Source organism: Rummeliibacillus sp. JY-2-4R, from assembly GCF_053847205.1.
The window spans coordinates 2,940,896-2,959,596 of the sequence record NZ_CM132623.1 but is presented as its reverse complement, the minus strand read 5'-3'; the positions used below and the strand labels follow the sequence as shown (position 1 = coordinate 2,959,596).

Sequence of the window (18,701 nt, the reverse complement as noted above, 5' to 3'; positions counted from 1 at the left end):
ATATGTTACACTTAAGCCAGAACCACGTTGGAAATTAGGTGATTTTTTGGCTACAAAACATGAAAAAATTCTTCAATATATTGAATCTTTACCTGTAGGCGACAAAATTTCAGTGCGTCAAATTGCTAAGGATATGGCTGTAAGTGAAGGAACAGCATATCGTGCAATTAAAGAAGCTGAAACGAGAAGATTAGTTAGTACTATAGAACGAGTAGGTACGATTCGTATTGAAAAGAAGAAAAAAGAAAATATTGAACGCCTTACATTTGCAGAGATTGTCAATATCGTTGAAGGACAAGTATTGGGTGGAAAAAGTGGCCTTCACAAAACTTTAACGAAATTTGTTATCGGTGCTATGAAGCTAGATGATATGATGCGTTATACAGATGCGGGTAATTTATTGATTGTAGGGAATCGTGAACGTTCTCACGAATATGCACTCAAAGCTGGAGCTGCTGTACTAATTACTGGTGGATTTGACACGACTGAAGAAGTAAAGAAACTAGCAGATGAATTAGAACTCCCTATTATTTCGACAAGTTATGATACTTTTACAGTAGCAACAATGATTAACCGTGCAATCTATGACCAATTGATTAAAAAAGAAATTTTGTTAATTGAGGATATTGTGATTCCGATAAAAAACACGTCTTATTTAAGATCGACAGACACTGTCAAAGAGTACAACTTGCTAAATTCTGAAACAAGACATGGTGGTTACCCTGTAGTCGATAAGCATGGGAAAATCGTGGGTATTGTAACAGCCAGAGATTTAATTGGAAAGCATGAGAATGATCAAATTGACCGTTTAATGACTAGAAATCCTATTACAGTTACGATGAAGACAAGTGTAGCAACTGCTGGTCATAGAATGATTTGGGAAGGAATTGATCTCTTACCAGTCGCAGATGATCATGGGATTTTGCAAGGAGTTGTTAGTCGACAAGATGTGTTAAAAGCGTTGCAAATGGCTCAACGACAACCGCAACATGGTGAAACAATAGATGATATCGTAAAAAATGAAATGACGATGAATTTATTTGATGATGAAGCCATTGTAAACTTTACTGTAACGCCACAAATGACCAATCAATTAGGTGCCATTTCGTATGGAGCTTTTACAACTTTAATTGTTGAATCTGGTTCTTTTACATTGAAAAAAGTAAAACGTGGTGAGAGTGTAATAGAAAACATGACCATCAATTTTTTCAAACCAATTCAAATGGAAACTAGTGTTACAGTAAAACCAAGAATTTTGGATATGAGCCGTAAATTTGCTAAAATGGATTTTGAGGTATATAGCGAAGATATGTTAGTTGGTAAAGTAATGGCTACTTTCCAATTACTTGAGCGATAATTTTTACTAATATTAAACGTTTATAATAAAAAGCTAAACACACAAAAAGTGATGCACAAACTTTGTGCATCACTTTTTGTTCAATTGTTCCTCTTCATCTATATACTGACTGTAATGACGAACTCGTTTGGTATAATTAATACTAGCAAATAGGCCAAACAAAATTAAAATCGTGCAGACTACATATGTAAGAATAGTATGATATATAATAATTTGATTAATCCCAAATAATATCAATAAGACACCAAGTGAAACTCCTGCACGGTTTGCGTACCATTTCTTTCGTATTGGTAAGCTAGTTCGAAATTGTTTTGTTTTTAAATATAAGTAAAACACAACTGAAATGACGATCAAAAATGCTAAAATAATATTAAAGACATTTCCCATGATGTTCCTCCTAATAGCAAATCTGTTATCATTTTAACGATAATAGTCATAAAAAGATAGTGGAAAGTAAGGAAACATCTAACTTTAGTGGGAAACAAAAATTGGAGGATTTCACTTGAAAAAAGAAATTATAGAAACGATTGCCTTATACGATACGATTATTGTACACCGCCATGTTCGACCTGATGCAGATGCATATGGTTCGCAATTAGGATTGCAAGCGATACTTCAAACAACGTATCCAGAAAAAAAGGTTTATGCAGTAGGTGAACATGATTTAGCTTTTGATTATTTAGGCCACCCCGTAGAAATTGCTGATGAGATTTTTGATGATGCATTAGTTATTTGTACTGATACAGCAAATACAGAGCGTATAGATGACCAAAGATATCATACAGGAAAATTATTGATTAAAATTGATCATCATCCAAACGATGATGCATATGGTGATTTATTGTGGGTAAATACAGCAGCAAGTTCATGTAGCGAAATGATCTATGAGTTGTTTAAAGAAGCGCAAGTTTCTGCTGGGTGGAAAATGGATGCAAAGGGAGCACGTCTTCTATTTGCAGGTATTGTCGGTGATACTGGGCGATTCATCTATCCAAGTACAACTGAAACGACTTTTAATGTAGTAGGAGAACTAATACAGTATGATTTTGATCGTACAGAACTTTTTAATAGTATGTACGAACTAGATCGTTCACTATTACATTTACAAGGATATATTTATCAAAACTTCTCATTCGATGAAAGTGGTGCAGCCTCTATAAAATTACCTATCGAAATTTTAGAGAAGTTCGGTGTTACAGCAAGCGATACTTCAGCATTGGTTGGATCACTTGGGGATGTTAAAGGGATTAAAGCATGGGTTATGTTCGTTGAAGAAAAAGACCAAATTCGTGTTCGTTTACGTTCCAAGGCACCAGTTATTAATAAGTTAGCAAAACAATATCGTGGTGGTGGTCATCCGATGGCTTCAGGTGCCACAATCTTCGAATGGTCTGAAGCAGATGAAATCATTAGTAAATTACAAAAACTATGCATTGAAGCATAAATTAGAAAGGAAGAGATGATGATGCAACCTGTATATTCTCAAATCGTAACATCTGCGGATATGCTGAAAAGTACAATTCGTATAGGTGAGCTCACTTCCTTCCTTGAACGAGAAAATGCTAAGGCTTGTGCTATTACAAATTCAAAATTATATGGGGTATTACCTTTTTGGCGTGAACTAAAAAAGACAAGCACTCATCCTGTAATAGGATTAACAGTGCAAGTAGAGTTTCCAGAAGAGGATTATAGACCACTGGTATTATATGCTAAAAACTCGATAGGCTATCAAAATCTACTTAAAATTACTTCTTCCACATCGTTAAGAGAAAACGAAACATTACCACTCAGATGGTTAGAAGGATATCACGAAGGTTGTATTGCTTTGATTCCCATAACAAATGATGCGTGGCAACAACAACCAATGGATAAAGTAGAAAGAATCACTAGCATATTTGATTTCGAGAATTTAGTAATGGGAATAGATCGCCCAGGTGGTATTCGAAATGCTTCTGAAGAGAATATTATTTCTTATTGCAATGAACGGGCAATACAGATATGTGCAACACATTTAAGTACATTTATTGAAGAAGAACACGCTTTTAGTTTTGAAGTAGCAAAGGCAATTTCAACAGGAGTTAAGATGGCAGATCAAGAAAAACTAAGTTTACGTGAAAGTAAACAGTTTTTGCCAACTAATCAGAATCTTATCGATTGGTTTGATGATCATCCAGAATGGCTCCAAACAACAGAAAATATGCTCTTATCTTGCCATGTAGAACTTACCTATAACCATTTCTATATGCCGAAGTTCCCTGTGCCAGAAGGAGATACTGCAGCGAGTCTCTTACAAAGTAAATGTTATGAAGGATTGCAAAATCGAATACCAAATGCAGGAGATGCATATCATGAACGATTGACATACGAACTTGATGTAATTACGAAAATGGGTTATGCTGATTATTTTCTAATTGTTGCCGATTATATTGAGTTTGCTAGGAGCAAACAAATATTGACCGGTCCCGGACGGGGATCCTCAGCAAGTTCGCTAGTTGCCTATACTTTACGAATAACAGATGTGGATCCTTTGAGGTTTGGCTTATTATTTGAACGATTTCTAAATCCTGAGCGTATTACGATGCCGGATATTGATGTGGATTTTGCTGATTATCGTAGGCAAGAAGTGATTGATTATGTTGCCAAAAAATATGGAGCAAATTATACATCTCAAATCATAACCTTTGGAACATTATCAGCAAAAGCTGTCGCTCGTGATGTAGCAAGAGTGTTTGGATTTAGTAATGAGGAACTTACTCAGATTTCATCATTAATTCCTAGTAAAGTTGGCGTTACATTACAAGTTGCGCTTGATCAATCAGAAGCCTTAAGAAATTTTGCTAACGAAAGTCAAATTCGAAAGCAATGGATGAGCGTTGCGTTGAACTTGGAAGGATTGCCTCGCAATGCATCTACACATGCTGCGGGGATCGTATTATGTCCAGAACCAATTGTAAATGTTGCACCGATTGAAAAGGGAAACGAAGGTTTATATTTGACGCAATGGCCAATGCAGGAAGTAGAATCAGTTGGTTTATTGAAGATGGATTTTTTAGGATTGCGCAATTTAACGATTTTAGAGAGAATTCGTTCGATGATTTACTATGATCAAAAGAGATATTTACAGTTTGAGAAAATTCCTTTAAATGATGAAAAGACGTTTGAATTGCTTCAAAGCGGGGATACGACAGGTGTTTTCCAATTAGAATCAGATGGAATGAGGCAGGCATTACGGGATATAAGGCCGACTGTTTTTCAAGATATCGTAGCAGTTAATGCTTTATATCGTCCAGGTCCAATGGATTTTATTCCTATATATGCGCGACGGAAGCATGGGCAAGAACCAATTGAAATGCCTCATCCAGTATTAGAGCCAATTTTAGGTGAAACTTATGGAGTACTTGTCTATCAAGAGCAAATTATGCAGATTGCTTCTCGAATGGCCGGCTTTTCTATGGGTGAAGCAGATTTACTTCGTAGAGCAGTTAGTAAAAAGAAAAAAGAACTACTTGATTCAGAAAGAAACCATTTCGTAAATAATTCGATAGAAAATGGATTTTCAAAAGAAACTGCAATGGAAGTCTATAATTTAATTGTTCGATTTGCTAATTATGGATTCCCTAAAAGTCACGCTGTGGCATATAGTGTGATTTCGTATCAAATGGCGTATTTAAAGGCACATTTTCCAGCATACTTTTATGCGGCACTTCTTTCTTCAACGATGGGTAATCGTGATAAGTTTAATAAAATACTGATGGAGGCAAAGCATAGAGGAATCGTGATATTACCACCATCTATCAATGAGAGTGGTAGGTCTTTCCGTGTTCAAAATGGAGCGATTCGATTTGCATTGTCTGCCATCAAAGGCGTTCCTCATACCTTATTAAATAAAATAATAGAACTTCGCAAAGTAGGAAACCCAAAATGGGCGGATATATTTGATATGGCTCTTGATTTAACTGCGGTTCATTTCACAAGGAAAGCTATTGAACCATTAGTAAAAGCGGGTGCATTAGATGAATTCGGTAGGGATCGTGCAGAGCTACTTGCCTCTATAGATGCGGCCGTTAAACATGCAGAATTATATAGACCTAATGAGGAAGCACAACTATTAGATGATTTATCGTTCTTTTTTGGAAAGCCAAAGCATGCAAAAGCAAGTCCAATCCCCGAAAAAATGAAGTTGCAATTTGAAAAAGAAGTATTGGGATTTTATATCTCTACACATCCGGTTCAAAGAGTAAAGCAAGAACAACAAATAAATTCATCTTCAGCCGAATCAATTCGAAAATTGCATGGTAGACAATTCGTAAAACTCGTTGGACAAATTGTTTCGATTAAACAAATTAGAACAAAAAAAGGAGAGTTAATGAGTTTTGTAGAATTAGAAGATGAAACGGGAAGTATATCTGTAACTATTTTTCCGAAAGAATATTTAAATATAGTTGAATGGATAAAAGAAGATCAGATAGTACTTGCTGAAGGGGTGATTGACCATAGAAATGGGCAGCCACAAATTATATTAAAAAAATGTATGGCAATAAAGTCATAATTTCATCAATAAGAATATAGAAATATTGTCCAAACTGTGTGACCATCGCACAGTTTTTCTGGTTTTTCCTTTACTAATGTAATTATTTTCTGTATTATATATTTTAAAAAGTGGTCTGACCACTTTTTCAGAAAATAAAGAATACTAAGGGGACTAAGGATGGGTGGAGATAAACCTGCTTCGAAAATGTTTATACAAATCGTACGTGAATTACGTGGAATTATACAGGAAGAGAAAATTCCACCAGGAGGGAAAATTCCGTCAGAACGCGTTCTTGCAGAGCGATTAAAAGTAGGACGTTCATCTATTAGAGAAGCACTACGCAGTCTTGAATTACTAGGATTAATAGAAACCCGCAGAGGTGGGGGTACCTTTGTTGCGGATTTTCATAATCATCAATTAGTCGAAGTATTATCGACGTTTATATTACAAGAGGAAAAGGATTTAAGAAATGTTCACGAGACCAGATTAATTTTAGAACGGAATGCAATCCATATCGTAACAGAAGATGAATCACTTCGGAATTTACCAGTATGGGAAAGTTTGTTGACAAATGTGGTAGCACATGGACATATTGCTCGTGAAGATTTGATGAGAGAACTTATAATTACAACAAATAATCGATTAGTACTTAAAATTTGGATACTTTTAAAACAATATGGAAAAGAACCTTATAGCGGCCAATCAACTGAAGAGGAGCAGCCACTTTTACAAACTTTTATAAGTGAAATGATGCTTGGGCATACCAATGAGGCTATTAATGCCTTTGAAGATTGGACAAAGTTATTACATAAAGGGAGAGAATAGATATGAGTATTCGAGATCTATTTAAAAAAAATAAGCCGAATAAGAATATAACAATTACACGCGAACACCATGATGTGCCTGAAGGAATTATGACAAAATGTCCAGAATGCAATCATGTAATGCTTACAAAGGATTTACAAAAAAATCAAAAGGTATGTCCTAATTGTCAGTACCATCATAAAATGACTGCTCATGAAAGAATCGAAGACTTTTTAGATGAAGGTACTTTCGAGTCATTAGATGACCATTTAAAATCTGTAAATCCTTTAAATTTCCCTGGATATCTGGAAAAAGTACAATCTGATATTAAAAAGACAGGTTTAAACGAAGCTGTTTTAACTGGAGTCGGAAAATTAGATGATCAACAAGTTGTTGTAGCTGTAATGGATTCGTTCTTCCGAATGGGCTCAATGGGATCTGTTGTAGGTGAGAAAATTACTAGAGCAATTGAAAAGGCTACAGAGTTAGGTGTACCGTTTATTATCTTCACTGCAAGTGGTGGGGCTAGAATGCAGGAGGGTGTTATTTCACTTATGCAAATGGCAAAAACCAGTGTTGCACTAGAACGTCATGGAGCAAAAGGAAATCTATTTATTTCCATTATGACTCACCCAACAACTGGAGGAGTTTCTGCAAGTTTTGCTTCGCTAGGTGATATTAATTTAGCTGAACCGCAGGCGCTAATTGGATTTGCTGGTCGTCGTGTTATCGAACAAACAGTTAGAGAAAAGTTACCAAATGACTTCCAAACATCTGAATTCTTATTAGCACATGGTCAACTTGATGCTGTTGTATCACGTCATGATTTAAGAAAAACAGTTGGAACAATTGTTAAATTGCATGTAAAGGAGGCAATCTAAATGGTAAAAACATTACCTTTTGAAGAGCCACTTGTTCAATTACGATCAAAAATCACAGAGCTGAAAGAATTATCATCAGACGCTGAGGTGGATTTAACAAAAGAAATCGAACAATTAGAGGATCGTTTTACTAATCTTGAAAAAGATATTTATCATAATTTACAACCCTGGGATCGAGTGCAAATTGCCCGTCATCCTGACCGTCCAACTACACTCGAATATATTCATGAGCTATTTAAAGATTTCATCGAATTACATGGAGATCGTAATTTTGGTGATGACGAGGCCATTGTTGGGGGGATTGCTTCTTTTGAAGGAAAACCTATCACAATCATTGGGCATCAACGCGGGAAGGATACGAAAGAAAATATTCGACGCAACTTTGGTATGCCTCACCCAGAAGGCTACCGCAAAGCATTACGCTTGATGAAACAAGCAGAGAAATTTAAACGACCTATTATTTGTTTTATTGATACAAAGGGAGCTTACCCAGGTAAAGCTGCTGAAGAACGAGGCCAAAGTGAGGCAATTGCTAGAAACTTATTGGAAATGGCTGGGATAAAGGTTCCGATTATAAGTGTAGTAATTGGCGAAGGTGGTAGTGGTGGTGCCTTAGCATTAGGCGTTGCCAACCATGTTCATATGCTTGAGAACTCTACGTATTCAGTAATCTCTCCTGAGGGAGCAGCTTCGATTTTATGGAAAGATGCATCTCTTGCACAAAAAGCTGCAGAGGCCATGAGAATTACAGCTCCAAATTTAAAAGAGGAAGAAATTATTGAGGAAATTGTTCCAGAAGTATTAGGTGGAGCTCATAAGGATGTTAAAACGCAAGCTCAATACTTAAAAGAAGTATTACTTAAATCATTAGATGAGCTGCTATTGCTTTCAGAAGATCAATTAATCGATCAAAGATACAATAAGTTTAGAAAAATTGGCGTTTTCGCTGAATAATATTTTGCAAAAGACGTCTGACAAGTTAAAATAATGAATGGATACTGGCTGTTTTAAACGAATGCTTTCAATCGTTTGAACCAGCCTCTTTCTTTTTAAACAAATGACTAGTTAATTTTCCTATATACATGTGTTATAGTTATAACTGTCAGGAGGATTGGTACAGATGAAGAAAATAGGTGTATTAACGAGTGGCGGAGATGCTCCTGGTATGAATGCTGCAGTTCGTGCTGTTGTCAGAAAGGCACTTTATCATGGCATTGAAGTAGCGGGTATTTATCATGGATATCAAGGTCTTGTTGAAGGGAAAATGAAAGACTTAGATGCTGGTGATGTAGGGGATATTATTCAACGTGGCGGAACCGTTCTATATTCTGCACGTTGTCCTGAATTCAAAACAGATGAAGTTCAACAAAAGGGAATAGAACAATTAAAAAAACAAGGAATTGAAGGTCTTGTTGTAATTGGTGGGGATGGTTCGTATCGTGGTGCCCTAGCATTAACAAATAAAGGCTTTCCTTGTATCGGCGTTCCTGGAACTATTGATAATGATATTCCCGGTACAGATTATACGATTGGCTTTGATACAGCCTTAAATACTGTTATAGATTGTATCGATAAAATTCGTGATACAGCTACTTCTCATGAGCGTTCTTTTATTGTAGAAGTAATGGGACGTGATGCCGGGGATTTAGCTCTTTGGGCAGGTCTTGCTGGTGGAGCTGAAACCATTATTATTCCTGAAGTACCAAATGACATAGACGGATTAGTAAAAAGACTAAAACTAGGGTCTGAACGTGGTAAAAAGCACAGTATTATTATCGTAGCAGAAGGAGTTATGTCCGGTGGAGAATTAGCCAAAATGTTATTAGAAAAAGCTAATATCGAAACTCGTGTATCTGTTTTAGGGCATATCCAAAGAGGCGGCTCACCATCAGCAAGAGATCGGGTACTTGCAAGTCAACTTGGTGCGAAGGCGGTAGAAGTATTAATGGAAGACCGCGGAGGAGTAGCAATTGGCATTCGTAATCATGAGGTGATAGACTATGATTTGAATGAAGCATTTAATAAACAACATAAAGCAGATTTATCTATGTATACCTTATCTAAAGAATTATCGATTTAATAAAATGGAGTGGTAAAACTATGAGAAATACTAAAATTGTCTGTACTATTGGTCCCGCAAGTGAATCACCAGAAACATTAGTTGCATTAATTGAAGCAGGTATGAATGTTGCTCGTTTAAATTTTTCTCACGGAAGTCATGAGGAACACGGCGCACGAATTCAAGCCATTCGCGAAGCAGCGAAAAAGACAGGAAAAGTGGTAGCCATTTTACTGGATACAAAGGGTCCTGAGATTCGTACTCATAATATGGAAAATGATGCAATAGAACTTGTTACTGGTCAAAGTATTGATATTTCAATGTCAGAAGTGCTGGGTAACAAAGAAGTCTTTTCCATTACTTATGAAAGATTAATTGAAGATGTTCAAGTTGGATCAGTCATTTTACTAGATGATGGACTAATTGAATTACACGTAACAGGTATCGATTCAGAACAAGGATTAATTCATACAACAGTCGAAAATGCAGGCGTACTGAAAAATAAAAAAGGTGTAAATGTCCCTGGAGTTTCTGTTCAATTACCAGGAATTACAGAAAAAGATGCACAAGATATTTTATTTGGTATTGAGCAAAATGTAGACTTTATAGCTGCATCATTTGTTCGTAGACCATCAGATGTTATGGAAATTCGAGAGTTATTAGAAAACAATAATGCTACACATATTCATATCATTCCAAAAATCGAGAACCAAGAAGGTGTCGATAATATTGATGAGATTATTCAAGTATCAGATGGTCTTATGGTTGCACGAGGAGATTTAGGTGTAGAAATACCTGCAGAAGAAGTTCCAATTGTTCAAAAAAGTTTAATTAAGAAATGTAATCGAGCTGGTAAACCTGTCATAACTGCCACTCAAATGTTAGACTCAATGCAACGTAATCCACGTCCAACTCGTGCTGAAGCGAGTGATGTAGCGAACGCAATTCTCGATGGAACAGATGCAATTATGCTTTCAGGTGAAACAGCTGCAGGACTTTATCCAGTTGAATCAGTTAAAACAATGGATAAAATTGCTCGTAGAATTGAAGTTACTCTAGACCATAAACGTATTGTCAATGAACGAAGCAAAGAAAAAGGCTCCAACATGACAGAAGCGATTAGCCAAGCTGTTGCACATACATCATTAAATCTACAAGTCTCAGCTATATTAGCTCCAACTGAAAGTGGTAATACTGCAAAAATGATCGCGAAATACCGTCCTGGTGTACCGATTATTGCTATGACATCATCAGACGAAGTATGTCGCAACCTATGCTTAGTATGGGGCGTCACTTCTGTTGTAGCTCCTAAAGTTACATCTACAGATGAAGTACTAGAACAAGCTGTTCAACAAAGTTTAGATAAGGGCTATGTTAAGCATGGTGATTTAGTCGTAATTACTGCAGGAGTACCAGTAGGGGAAGCAGGCACTACAAACTTAATGAAATTACATGTAATTGGTGATATGTTAACTAAAGGTCAAGGAATCGGCAAATCACAAGCAATTGGTAAAGCGTTAGTTGTCCGCAATGCTGAGGAAGCATTAGCTCAAGATACAACAAATCGTATTATCGTAACAATTGGTTCAGATCGTGAAATGATGCCAAGTATTTCAAAATGCGCAGGATTAATTACAGAAGAAGGTGGCTTAACTAGTCATGCAGCAGTGGTTGGTCTTAGCTTAGGGATTCCTGTAATTGTCGGAGTAAAAGATGCAACTAAACTAATTAAAAATAACCAAGAAGTTTCAATGGATGCTGTATCAGGAGTTATTTACTACGGATCTTCAAGAATTCTATAAAACAACCGCATTGCATATTTTGTTAATGATCTGAACTCTAAGAAGGGGTGAAGAAAATGCGGAAATTTTTACTGTTATTATTAGCCGTTCCAATTTTTGAATTAGCCGTTGTATTGCTCTCAGGTAAGTTAATTGGGGTAATTCCAACGATTATTTTAGTAATTGGAACAGGAATATTGGGTATTTATCTAGCTAAAACCAGAGGAATCAAAGCCTTTCAACAATTAAAAATAGCTATATCTAATGGACAAGCACCAGGAGATGCAATAATTGATGGAGTCCTTACATTTATTGGCTCAATCGTGCTTGTATTTCCTGGCTTTGTCTCAGATATATTGGGGATATTATTAGTAATACCTGCAACTAGAAAATTGTTTAAACCTGTAATCTATTATATGCTTCGTAAGAAAATGAAAAGTAGTCGAATTATTTTGATGCAAAAATAGGGTGACGCTGTAGTTTTACTGCAATCAATAATACAAACGGGCTAATAATAATACCAGCTACTCCAAATAATAATAGACTAATAGCACTTAAGATGAAGGCGTGTACTGAGCGAATTTGCAAGGTAGACGCCCACATCATAGATTCAGCAATTTGTCTTGTTAACTGAATGACTACATATAAAATAATTAATTGAATCCCGAGAGCAATTTTCCCTGTTGTCATAAAGAGAATACTAATTGGGATTAAGAATATTCCAATACCTAAAAAAGGCAAAAAATCGCAAAGTGATATTAGAAATGCTTTTCCAACAGGTTGCGAGAAACCTAGTATAAAAAAGCCAACTGATAATAATGCGAAAGTTATTAATAACAAACGAACTTCTACCGAGATGAAATAACTAAATATTGTTGTAGCCTCTTCGAAAATGTTACGAATAGGATTTCTGAAACGAGCAGGAATATAGACAAAAAACCAATGTCTATTCCTGCTTGTTTCATATAAGGAAAAGTAAAATGCCACTACAAATATAGTGACTTCGACTAAATTTTGCATAATATCCTGTATAGATTGAAAAATTTTGGCCAACATTATATCGAATAGCGCAAACAACTGGTCACGTACTTGCTCCATAACAGCAGTAGGAATATGAATGAACGAAGATTGATCTGATAAATTTTCTTTTAATACAGGTAGCGTATCAATAAGTACTGAAGTGAGGAACAATAAAATAAATGCAAAACTTACTATTATAAGTATTTCAGTAATAAGTGCAGTTATTAAAGAAGGTATTTTTAATTGTTTATGAAACAATTGTAATAATGGATATAGTAGATATGCTGAAACTATTGCTAAAGTTACTGGAAGTATAAACCAAGCGAAGATAATTAAAAATATTACAAAACTCCATAGCTTTATATGATCAATTGCATTTTTATCTAGGAATTTAAAAATAAGGTCACCAGCTTCCTGTTTTTCCAATTTCTAACTTCTTAATAATCTGCATATTTGCTAATAAATGCATAAATACTCTCCATAAATCCGATTTTTTCATCAATGGAGGTTTTTCATTCACAAATACGTCAAAATTTATTATAATATTAAATGTAAGCGATTTACTTATAGGTTCATATTGATTTAATATGTTGAATAGATTTCAACATTACTAACGAATTTTGTGTTAAAAGGAGCGAGATATAATGGCAACAACTAAAGGTTTAGAAGGCGTTGTAGCAGCAGAAACTAGTATTAGCTCAATTATTGATGATACTTTAACTTATGTAGGGTACAACATTGATGATTTAGCAGAAAACGCATCTTTTGAAGAGGTAGTTTACCTACTATGGCATACTCGTTTACCAAAAGCAGACGAATTAGCAGAATTTAAACAACAACTAGCTGATAATATGGCAGTGCCACAAGCGGTATTAGACCACTTCAAAACTTACGATCTTAAATCAGTTCACCCAATGGCAGCTCTACGTACAGTAGTATCTCTATTAGCTTTATATGATGAAGATGCTGAAGATATGTCTGACGAAGCTAACTACCGTAAAGCTATTAAATTACAAGCTCGTATGGCAACTGTAGTTACTGCATTTGGTCGTATCCGTGCTGGACAAGAACCAGTTGCACCAAAAAAAGACTTATCTTATGCAGCTAACTTCTTGTACATGCTTACTGGTAAAGAACCAGAACCAATTGAAGAAGAAGCTTTCAACAAAGCATTAGTTCTTCATGCTGACCACGAATTAAATGCATCTACATTCACAGCTCGTGTTTGTGTAGCTACATTATCAGATATGTATTCTGGTGTTACTGCAGCAATTGGTGCTTTAAAAGGACCTCTTCACGGTGGCGCAAATGAACAAGTTATGAAAATGTTGTCTGAAATTGGTTCAATCGACAACGTAGAATCATATATCCAAAACAAATTAGATCACAAAGAAAAAATCATGGGCTTCGGACACCGTGTTTACCGTAAAGGTGACCCACGTGCAAAACATTTACGTTTAATGTCTGAAAAATTGACTAAACTTACAGGTCATCCTGAACTTTATGAAATGTCAGTTAAAATTCATGATATGATTCAAGAACAAAAACACTTACCTGCAAACGTAGACTTCTTCTCTGCATCAGTTTACGATTCACTAGGTATCGATCATGATTTATTCACTCCAGTATTCGCTGTTTCACGTGTATCTGGTTGGGTTGCTCATATCTTAGAACAATATGCTAACAACCGTTTAATCCGTCCACGTGCAGAATATGTTGGACCTGGTATGCAAAAATATGTACCAGTTGAAGAAAGATAACTGTTATAATGTTAAATATCGTAGGGCAGCGCTTATATAGCTCCTGCCCTACGTGTATGAATATAGGAGGCAAGGAACAAAATGTCAACTGAGAAAATCGTAGTAGAAAACGGAGTACTTAATGTACCAAACAATCCTGTAATTCCATTCATCGAAGGTGACGGAATCGGTCCTGATATCTGGGCAGCAGCTTCTCGTGTAATCGATTCAGCTGTAGATAAAGCTTATAATGGTGAAAAGAAAATTCAATGGCTTGAAGTTTTAGCTGGTCAAAAAGCATTCGACAAAACTGGCGAATGGTTACCACAAGAAACTTTAGATAAAATCAATGAATATTTAATCGCTATTAAAGGTCCTCTTACAACACCAATTGGTGGAGGTATTCGTTCACTTAACGTAGCATTACGTCAACAACTTGATTTATACGTTTGCTTACGTCCTGTACGTCATTTCGAAGGAGTTCCTTCTCCAGTTAAAAACCCAGAAAATGTTGACATGGTAATTTTCCGTGAAAACACTGAAGATATCTATGCTGGTATCGAATATAAAGAAGGTTCTGAAGAAGTTAAAAAAGTTCTTAACTTCCTTCAAAACGAAATGGGCGTAAACAAAATCCGCTTCCCAGAAACTTCTGGTATCGGTATTAAACCAGTATCAAAAGAAGGTACAGAACGTCTAGTACGTGCTGCAATCAACTATGCAATCAAAGAAGGACGCAAATCAGTTACTTTAGTACACAAAGGTAACATTATGAAATTCACTGAAGGTGCATTCAAAGCTTGGGGTTATGCTGTAGCTGAAAATGAATTCGCTGATCAAACTTTCACTTGGAACCAATACGATGCTATTAAAGCTGAACAAGGTCAAGAAGCTGCTGATAAAGCTCAAGATGAAGCTCTAGCTGCTGGTAAAATCTTAATTAAAGATTCTATCGCTGATATCTTCTTACAACAAATCTTAACTCGTCCTAAAGAGTTTGAAGTTGTTGCAACAATGAACTTAAACGGTGACTACATTTCTGATGCACTTGCTGCACAAGTTGGTGGTATTGGTATCGCTCCAGGAGCTAACATCAACTACGTAACTGGACATGCAATTTTCGAAGCTACTCACGGTACTGCTCCTAAATATGCAGGTTTAGATAAAGTTAACCCATCTTCAGTACTTCTTTCAGGTGTACTTATGCTTGAACACTTAGGATGGAATGAAGCTGCTAATTTAATCACTGCTTCAGTTGAAAAAACAATTGCTTCTAAAGTTGTAACTTATGACTTCGCTCGTCTAATGGATGGCGCTACAGAAGTAAAATGCTCTGAATTCGCTGACGAATTAATCAAAAATCTTTAATTCATACAGAGTAAAAAGGGAAAAGGGTAAAACACTCTTTTCCCTTTTTTTCATTTAAATCGGATTGGAATTTGCCAATCCGATTTTTTTATAGTCACATCTATTTAAAAGCAAATGCCAATAGAATAGATGTAAAGTGCGAAGTTCCTAAGGATATTGGAAGTAACTAATGTTATGAGAATGAATATGAATTAAGATGAATGAAAATAGATATAATAAAGATATATTAAGCAAGAAACATCTAATATTTTCATAAACAATTACTAAAAAATGCATATATCTGATATCACATTTCAATTCGTACTCGATTTTTCAATTAATTATTGATACTATAAAATTACTGTTATACTTCAAAGGGGGAATCCTGTGTTACTTGATAAAAAAAGAAAGCTAGGAAAGAAGCTTGAAGAATTATCAGTAGGGGAATCGATTCAGCTAACAGAAAAAATAGAGGACAAAGATTTATTATTATACTTGGGCTTAACAAATGATAGTAATCCGTTGTATATACAACATGATTATGCAGCACATACTTCATATGAAAAACCAGTTGTTCCGACTATTATGTTGACGGGAATTGTGATTTCTGCCATTTCAAAATATTTGCCGGGTGCAGGATCCTATATAAGTGGGCAAACATTTCGATATCCAAAGCCATTATATCATTATGAGACAATTCAAATTCAGTTAACTGTTGAACAAATAGATACAATGAAACATGAAGTAATAGTAAATGTAATAGGAAACAATTCGAATGAAGAAATTGTATTAGAAGGTACTGTAACAGTTGTACCACCAATACATCCAAAATAATCTTTTAGCAAAGCGATTTGAGATGGGGGTTTCAAATCAGTTGCGGAGGCACACGTTATGAGAAAAAGAATATTAGTAGTAGAAGATGAAATTTCAATTGCAACTTTATTGCAATACAATTTAAATCAGGCTGGATATGATGTAATTACTGCAAATGATGGCCAAGACGGATTAAACAAGGCGATTTCAGAAAAGCCTGATTTAATATTGTTAGACTTAATGTTGCCGAAGTTAGATGGTATGGAAGTATGTAAAGAATTACGTATGAAAAAGATTAATACGCCTATCATCATGCTAACTGCAAAGGACGAAGAGTTTGATAAAGTACTAGGCCTTGAGTTAGGTGCAGATGATTATATGACAAAACCATTTAGCCCTAGAGAAGTAATGGCACGTGTTAAAGCAGTTCTAAGACGTTCTAGAGTTATTGAAGAGACTCATGATGAAGAACCTGCTTTAGGAGAGAAAACCTATCATATTGGGCATTTAAATATATACCCTGATCGTTTTGAAGCTTTTTTAGACGAAACTCTATTGGAATTCACACCTAAGGAATTTGAATTATTAATGTATCTAATAGAAAACAAAAACCGCGTATTAACACGGGATCAATTATTAAGTGCTGTTTGGCATTACGACTTTGCTGGTGATACTCGTATTGTGGATGTTCACATTAGCCATTTGCGAGATCAAATTGAGGAAAATAGCCGTAAACCTAAATTTATTAAAACCATACGTGGGTTAGGCTATAAATTTGAGGAGCCAAAAAATTGATGCAATCATTACACTTACGGCTAATATTCTCCCTTGGATTATTGTATTTAAGTACACTAGCTGGCCTTGCTTTCACACTTGGTCAGCTTTTCCCTCTCTTAGCGAAAGATTCTGTTAATGCGAATATGAAACAATCAAAGGAAAATCTTATCCATACGATAGAGAATCAACATATTGACTTAACCAACTCACAAAGTAATGCATTATTAGATTCAATAAATGCTACAACAAATTTTCCGAATATACCAGCTTTTCGCTTAGAGGTATGGGCCTTGCTTACAATTGTATTTATAATCGTTTTTATCATTCTAATTATCGTAACTTTTCGCCTTATCAAAAATCTATCTCAACCAATAGATAATGTTATGATGACTGCTTTTGAACTCTCAAAAGGAAATTATCGAGCTCGTGCATATGAAATCACTGGTTCACCAACTTTGCGATTGAGTAAGGCGGTGAATGGACTAGCTAGGAATCTACAAGATATTATGATTACACGTGAAATTGAGCAAGAGCGTTTAAAAACATTGATTGAAAATATGGGGAGCGCCCTAGTGATGATTGGAAGAGAAGGGGATATCACAATAGTCAATAGGGTTTTTAGTGAATTGTTCGATCAACCTTATGAAGACTTACAAAAACAGCTTTTCCGCGAATTAGGACTACCCATTGAATTAGAAGAGTTTGTGGATCATGTATTTATGACGGAAGTCCCTTATAGAAAACAGATTCATATTAAAATTCAACATGAATATCGCGATATGGAAGTATATGGTGCACCGGTTGTTGGAGAGCACGGTTTATGGCTAGGTGTTGTAATTGTCATGCATGATATAACAGAACTTAAAAAACTAGAACAAATTCGTAAGGACTTTGTGGCAAATGTATCCCATGAACTAAGAACGCCGATTACATCAATCAAAGGTTTTTCTGAGACGCTTTTAGATGGTGCTTATAAAGAACAAAATACATTACTAACCTTCTTAGAAATAATCAATAAAGAAAGTAATCGTTTGCAAATGCTCGTAAATGATCTATTAGATTTATCAAAGATTGAAAAAGATGGCTTTACTGTAAATATGGAAAAAACAAGTTTACGTGATATTATCGTACGAACAACAGAAATGACCCATCAAAAAATGGAAGAAAAAAATATGCAATTTGAAGCAATAATAGATAATGATATATATATCAATGGTGACCCAAATAGATTAGTTCAAGTAGTGATGAATTTAATGATCAACGCCGTTAATTATTCACCTGAAGATACCAAAATAACCGTACATTTATATGAAAAAGATAAGAAAGCTATCTTAGAAGTAAAAGATGAGGGGATTGGTATTGAACAATCTGAGATTCCACGTTTATTCGAACGATTTTATCGGGTTGATAAGGCTCGTAGCCGTAATTCAGGTGGTACTGGTTTAGGATTAGCCATTGTGAAACACTTAGTTGAAGCACATCATGGAAAAATTCAAGTTGATAGTAGTGTCGGAAAAGGAACAACGATGCGACTTATCTTTCCAAAAGCTTATTAGATAATTTTTACTATAAGTTTATATAAGAACTAAATA

The 18,701-nt window shown here is 35.4% G+C and carries 16 protein-coding genes; 14 read left to right on the top strand and 2 right to left on the bottom strand.

The genetic code is table 11. The features are described 5' to 3' along the window. Positions 1–46 precede the first annotated feature (46 nt). Positions 47–1,357 (top strand): DRTGG domain-containing protein, encoded by a 1,311-nt coding sequence (locus ACWV26_RS14460; protein WP_455898267.1) that lies wholly within the window; start codon positions 47–49, stop codon positions 1,355–1,357. 69 nt (positions 1,358–1,426) lie between these two features. Here the strand turns inward: ACWV26_RS14460 and ACWV26_RS14455 are convergent, their stop codons facing one another. Continuing rightward, entirely contained in the window at positions 1,427–1,744 is a 318-nt protein-coding gene (locus ACWV26_RS14455; RefSeq protein WP_455895427.1) for a YtpI family protein, read from the bottom strand. A 115-nt stretch (positions 1,745–1,859) separates the two neighbouring features. Between ACWV26_RS14455 and ACWV26_RS14450 the strand changes: the two genes are divergently transcribed. The 8 genes from ACWV26_RS14450 to ACWV26_RS14415 all read left to right on the top strand — a co-directional run bounded on the left by ACWV26_RS14450 (position 1,860) and on the right by ACWV26_RS14415 (position 11,880). Then, positions 1,860–2,801, top strand: a complete 942-nt coding sequence (locus ACWV26_RS14450; RefSeq protein WP_455895426.1) for a DHH family phosphoesterase — start codon at positions 1,860–1,862, stop codon at positions 2,799–2,801. 18 nt (positions 2,802–2,819) lie between these two features. Then, positions 2,820–5,906: a DNA polymerase III subunit alpha gene (dnaE, locus tag ACWV26_RS14445; RefSeq protein WP_455895425.1), complete on the top strand. Its 3,087-nt coding sequence runs from the start codon at positions 2,820–2,822 to the stop codon at positions 5,904–5,906. A 159-nt stretch (positions 5,907–6,065) separates the two neighbouring features. After that, complete coding sequence (locus ACWV26_RS14440; protein ID WP_455895424.1) at positions 6,066–6,713, top strand: FadR/GntR family transcriptional regulator; 648 nt, start codon at positions 6,066–6,068, stop codon at positions 6,711–6,713. A gap of 2 nt (positions 6,714–6,715) precedes the next feature. After that, complete coding sequence (gene accD, locus ACWV26_RS14435; protein ID WP_455895423.1) at positions 6,716–7,573, top strand: acetyl-CoA carboxylase, carboxyltransferase subunit beta; 858 nt, start codon at positions 6,716–6,718, stop codon at positions 7,571–7,573. Beyond that, a complete protein-coding gene (gene accA, locus ACWV26_RS14430; protein WP_455895422.1) occupies positions 7,574–8,527 on the top strand; it encodes an acetyl-CoA carboxylase carboxyl transferase subunit alpha in 954 nt (317 codons plus the stop codon). It begins immediately after the preceding gene. Positions 8,528–8,693: 166 nt separating this feature from the next. After that, positions 8,694–9,653, top strand: a complete 960-nt coding sequence (gene pfkA, locus ACWV26_RS14425) for a 6-phosphofructokinase (protein WP_455895421.1) — start codon at positions 8,694–8,696, stop codon at positions 9,651–9,653. Between the two features lie 20 nt (positions 9,654–9,673). Next, positions 9,674–11,434 carry a pyruvate kinase gene (gene pyk, locus ACWV26_RS14420; RefSeq protein ID WP_455895420.1) on the top strand — a complete coding sequence of 587 codons (1,761 nt, stop codon included), beginning with the start codon at positions 9,674–9,676 and terminating at the stop codon, positions 11,432–11,434. Positions 11,435–11,490: 56 nt separating this feature from the next. Further along, positions 11,491–11,880 carry an FxsA family protein gene (locus tag ACWV26_RS14415; protein WP_455895419.1) on the top strand — a complete coding sequence of 130 codons (390 nt, stop codon included), beginning with the start codon at positions 11,491–11,493 and terminating at the stop codon, positions 11,878–11,880. On the opposite strand, the gene ACWV26_RS14410 is transcribed toward ACWV26_RS14415, so the two are convergent. Beyond that, positions 11,861–12,859: an AI-2E family transporter gene (locus tag ACWV26_RS14410; RefSeq protein WP_455895418.1), complete on the bottom strand. Its 999-nt coding sequence runs from the start codon at positions 12,857–12,859 to the stop codon at positions 11,861–11,863. The two genes, ACWV26_RS14415 and ACWV26_RS14410, sit on opposite strands and share 20 nt — an antisense overlap. 218 nt (positions 12,860–13,077) lie before the next feature. Between ACWV26_RS14410 and citZ the strand changes: the two genes are divergently transcribed. The 5 genes from citZ (at position 13,078) to pnpS (ending at position 18,665) form a co-directional block, all read left to right on the top strand. After that, positions 13,078–14,193: a citrate synthase gene (citZ, locus tag ACWV26_RS14405; protein WP_455895417.1), complete on the top strand. Its 1,116-nt coding sequence runs from the start codon at positions 13,078–13,080 to the stop codon at positions 14,191–14,193. Positions 14,194–14,274: 81 nt separating this feature from the next. Further along, on the top strand, positions 14,275–15,540 hold the full coding sequence (icd, locus tag ACWV26_RS14400; RefSeq protein WP_455895416.1) for an NADP-dependent isocitrate dehydrogenase: 1,266 nt from the start codon (positions 14,275–14,277) through the stop codon (positions 15,538–15,540). Between the two features lie 366 nt (positions 15,541–15,906). Next, a complete protein-coding gene (locus ACWV26_RS14395) occupies positions 15,907–16,353 on the top strand; it encodes a MaoC/PaaZ C-terminal domain-containing protein (protein WP_455895415.1) in 447 nt (148 codons plus the stop codon). A 57-nt stretch (positions 16,354–16,410) separates the two neighbouring features. Further along, positions 16,411–17,127: a response regulator gene (locus ACWV26_RS14390; protein ID WP_455895414.1), complete on the top strand. Its 717-nt coding sequence runs from the start codon at positions 16,411–16,413 to the stop codon at positions 17,125–17,127. Next, the gene (gene pnpS, locus ACWV26_RS14385) at positions 17,127–18,665 is read left to right on the top strand and encodes a two-component system histidine kinase PnpS (protein ID WP_455898266.1); all 1,539 of its coding nucleotides are present in this window, start codon (positions 17,127–17,129) and stop codon (positions 18,663–18,665) included. The genes ACWV26_RS14390 and pnpS overlap by 1 nt, the downstream gene beginning before the upstream one ends. Positions 18,666–18,701: the final 36 nt, after the last annotated feature.

Bases quoted from the DNA above. Each gene is read 5' to 3' on its own strand.
- citZ (WP_455895417.1), top strand. From the start codon at position 13,078: ATGGCAACAACTAAAGGTTTAGAAGGCGTTGTAGCAGCAGAAACTAGT.
- accD (WP_455895423.1), top strand. From the start codon at position 6,716: ATGAGTATTCGAGATCTATTTAAAAAAAATAAGCCGAATAAGAATATA.
- icd (WP_455895416.1), top strand. From the start codon at position 14,275: ATGTCAACTGAGAAAATCGTAGTAGAAAACGGAGTACTTAATGTACCA.
- dnaE (WP_455895425.1), top strand. From the start codon at position 2,820: ATGATGCAACCTGTATATTCTCAAATCGTAACATCTGCGGATATGCTG.
- ACWV26_RS14415 (WP_455895419.1), top strand. From the start codon at position 11,491: ATGCGGAAATTTTTACTGTTATTATTAGCCGTTCCAATTTTTGAATTA.
- pnpS (WP_455898266.1), top strand. From the start codon at position 17,127: ATGCAATCATTACACTTACGGCTAATATTCTCCCTTGGATTATTGTAT.
- accA (WP_455895422.1), top strand. From the start codon at position 7,574: ATGGTAAAAACATTACCTTTTGAAGAGCCACTTGTTCAATTACGATCA.
- ACWV26_RS14390 (WP_455895414.1), top strand. From the start codon at position 16,411: ATGAGAAAAAGAATATTAGTAGTAGAAGATGAAATTTCAATTGCAACT.
- pyk (WP_455895420.1), top strand. From the start codon at position 9,674: ATGAGAAATACTAAAATTGTCTGTACTATTGGTCCCGCAAGTGAATCA.
- ACWV26_RS14440 (WP_455895424.1), top strand. From the start codon at position 6,066: ATGGGTGGAGATAAACCTGCTTCGAAAATGTTTATACAAATCGTACGT.
- ACWV26_RS14455 (WP_455895427.1), bottom strand. From the start codon at position 1,744: ATGGGAAATGTCTTTAATATTATTTTAGCATTTTTGATCGTCATTTCA.
- pfkA (WP_455895421.1), top strand. From the start codon at position 8,694: ATGAAGAAAATAGGTGTATTAACGAGTGGCGGAGATGCTCCTGGTATG.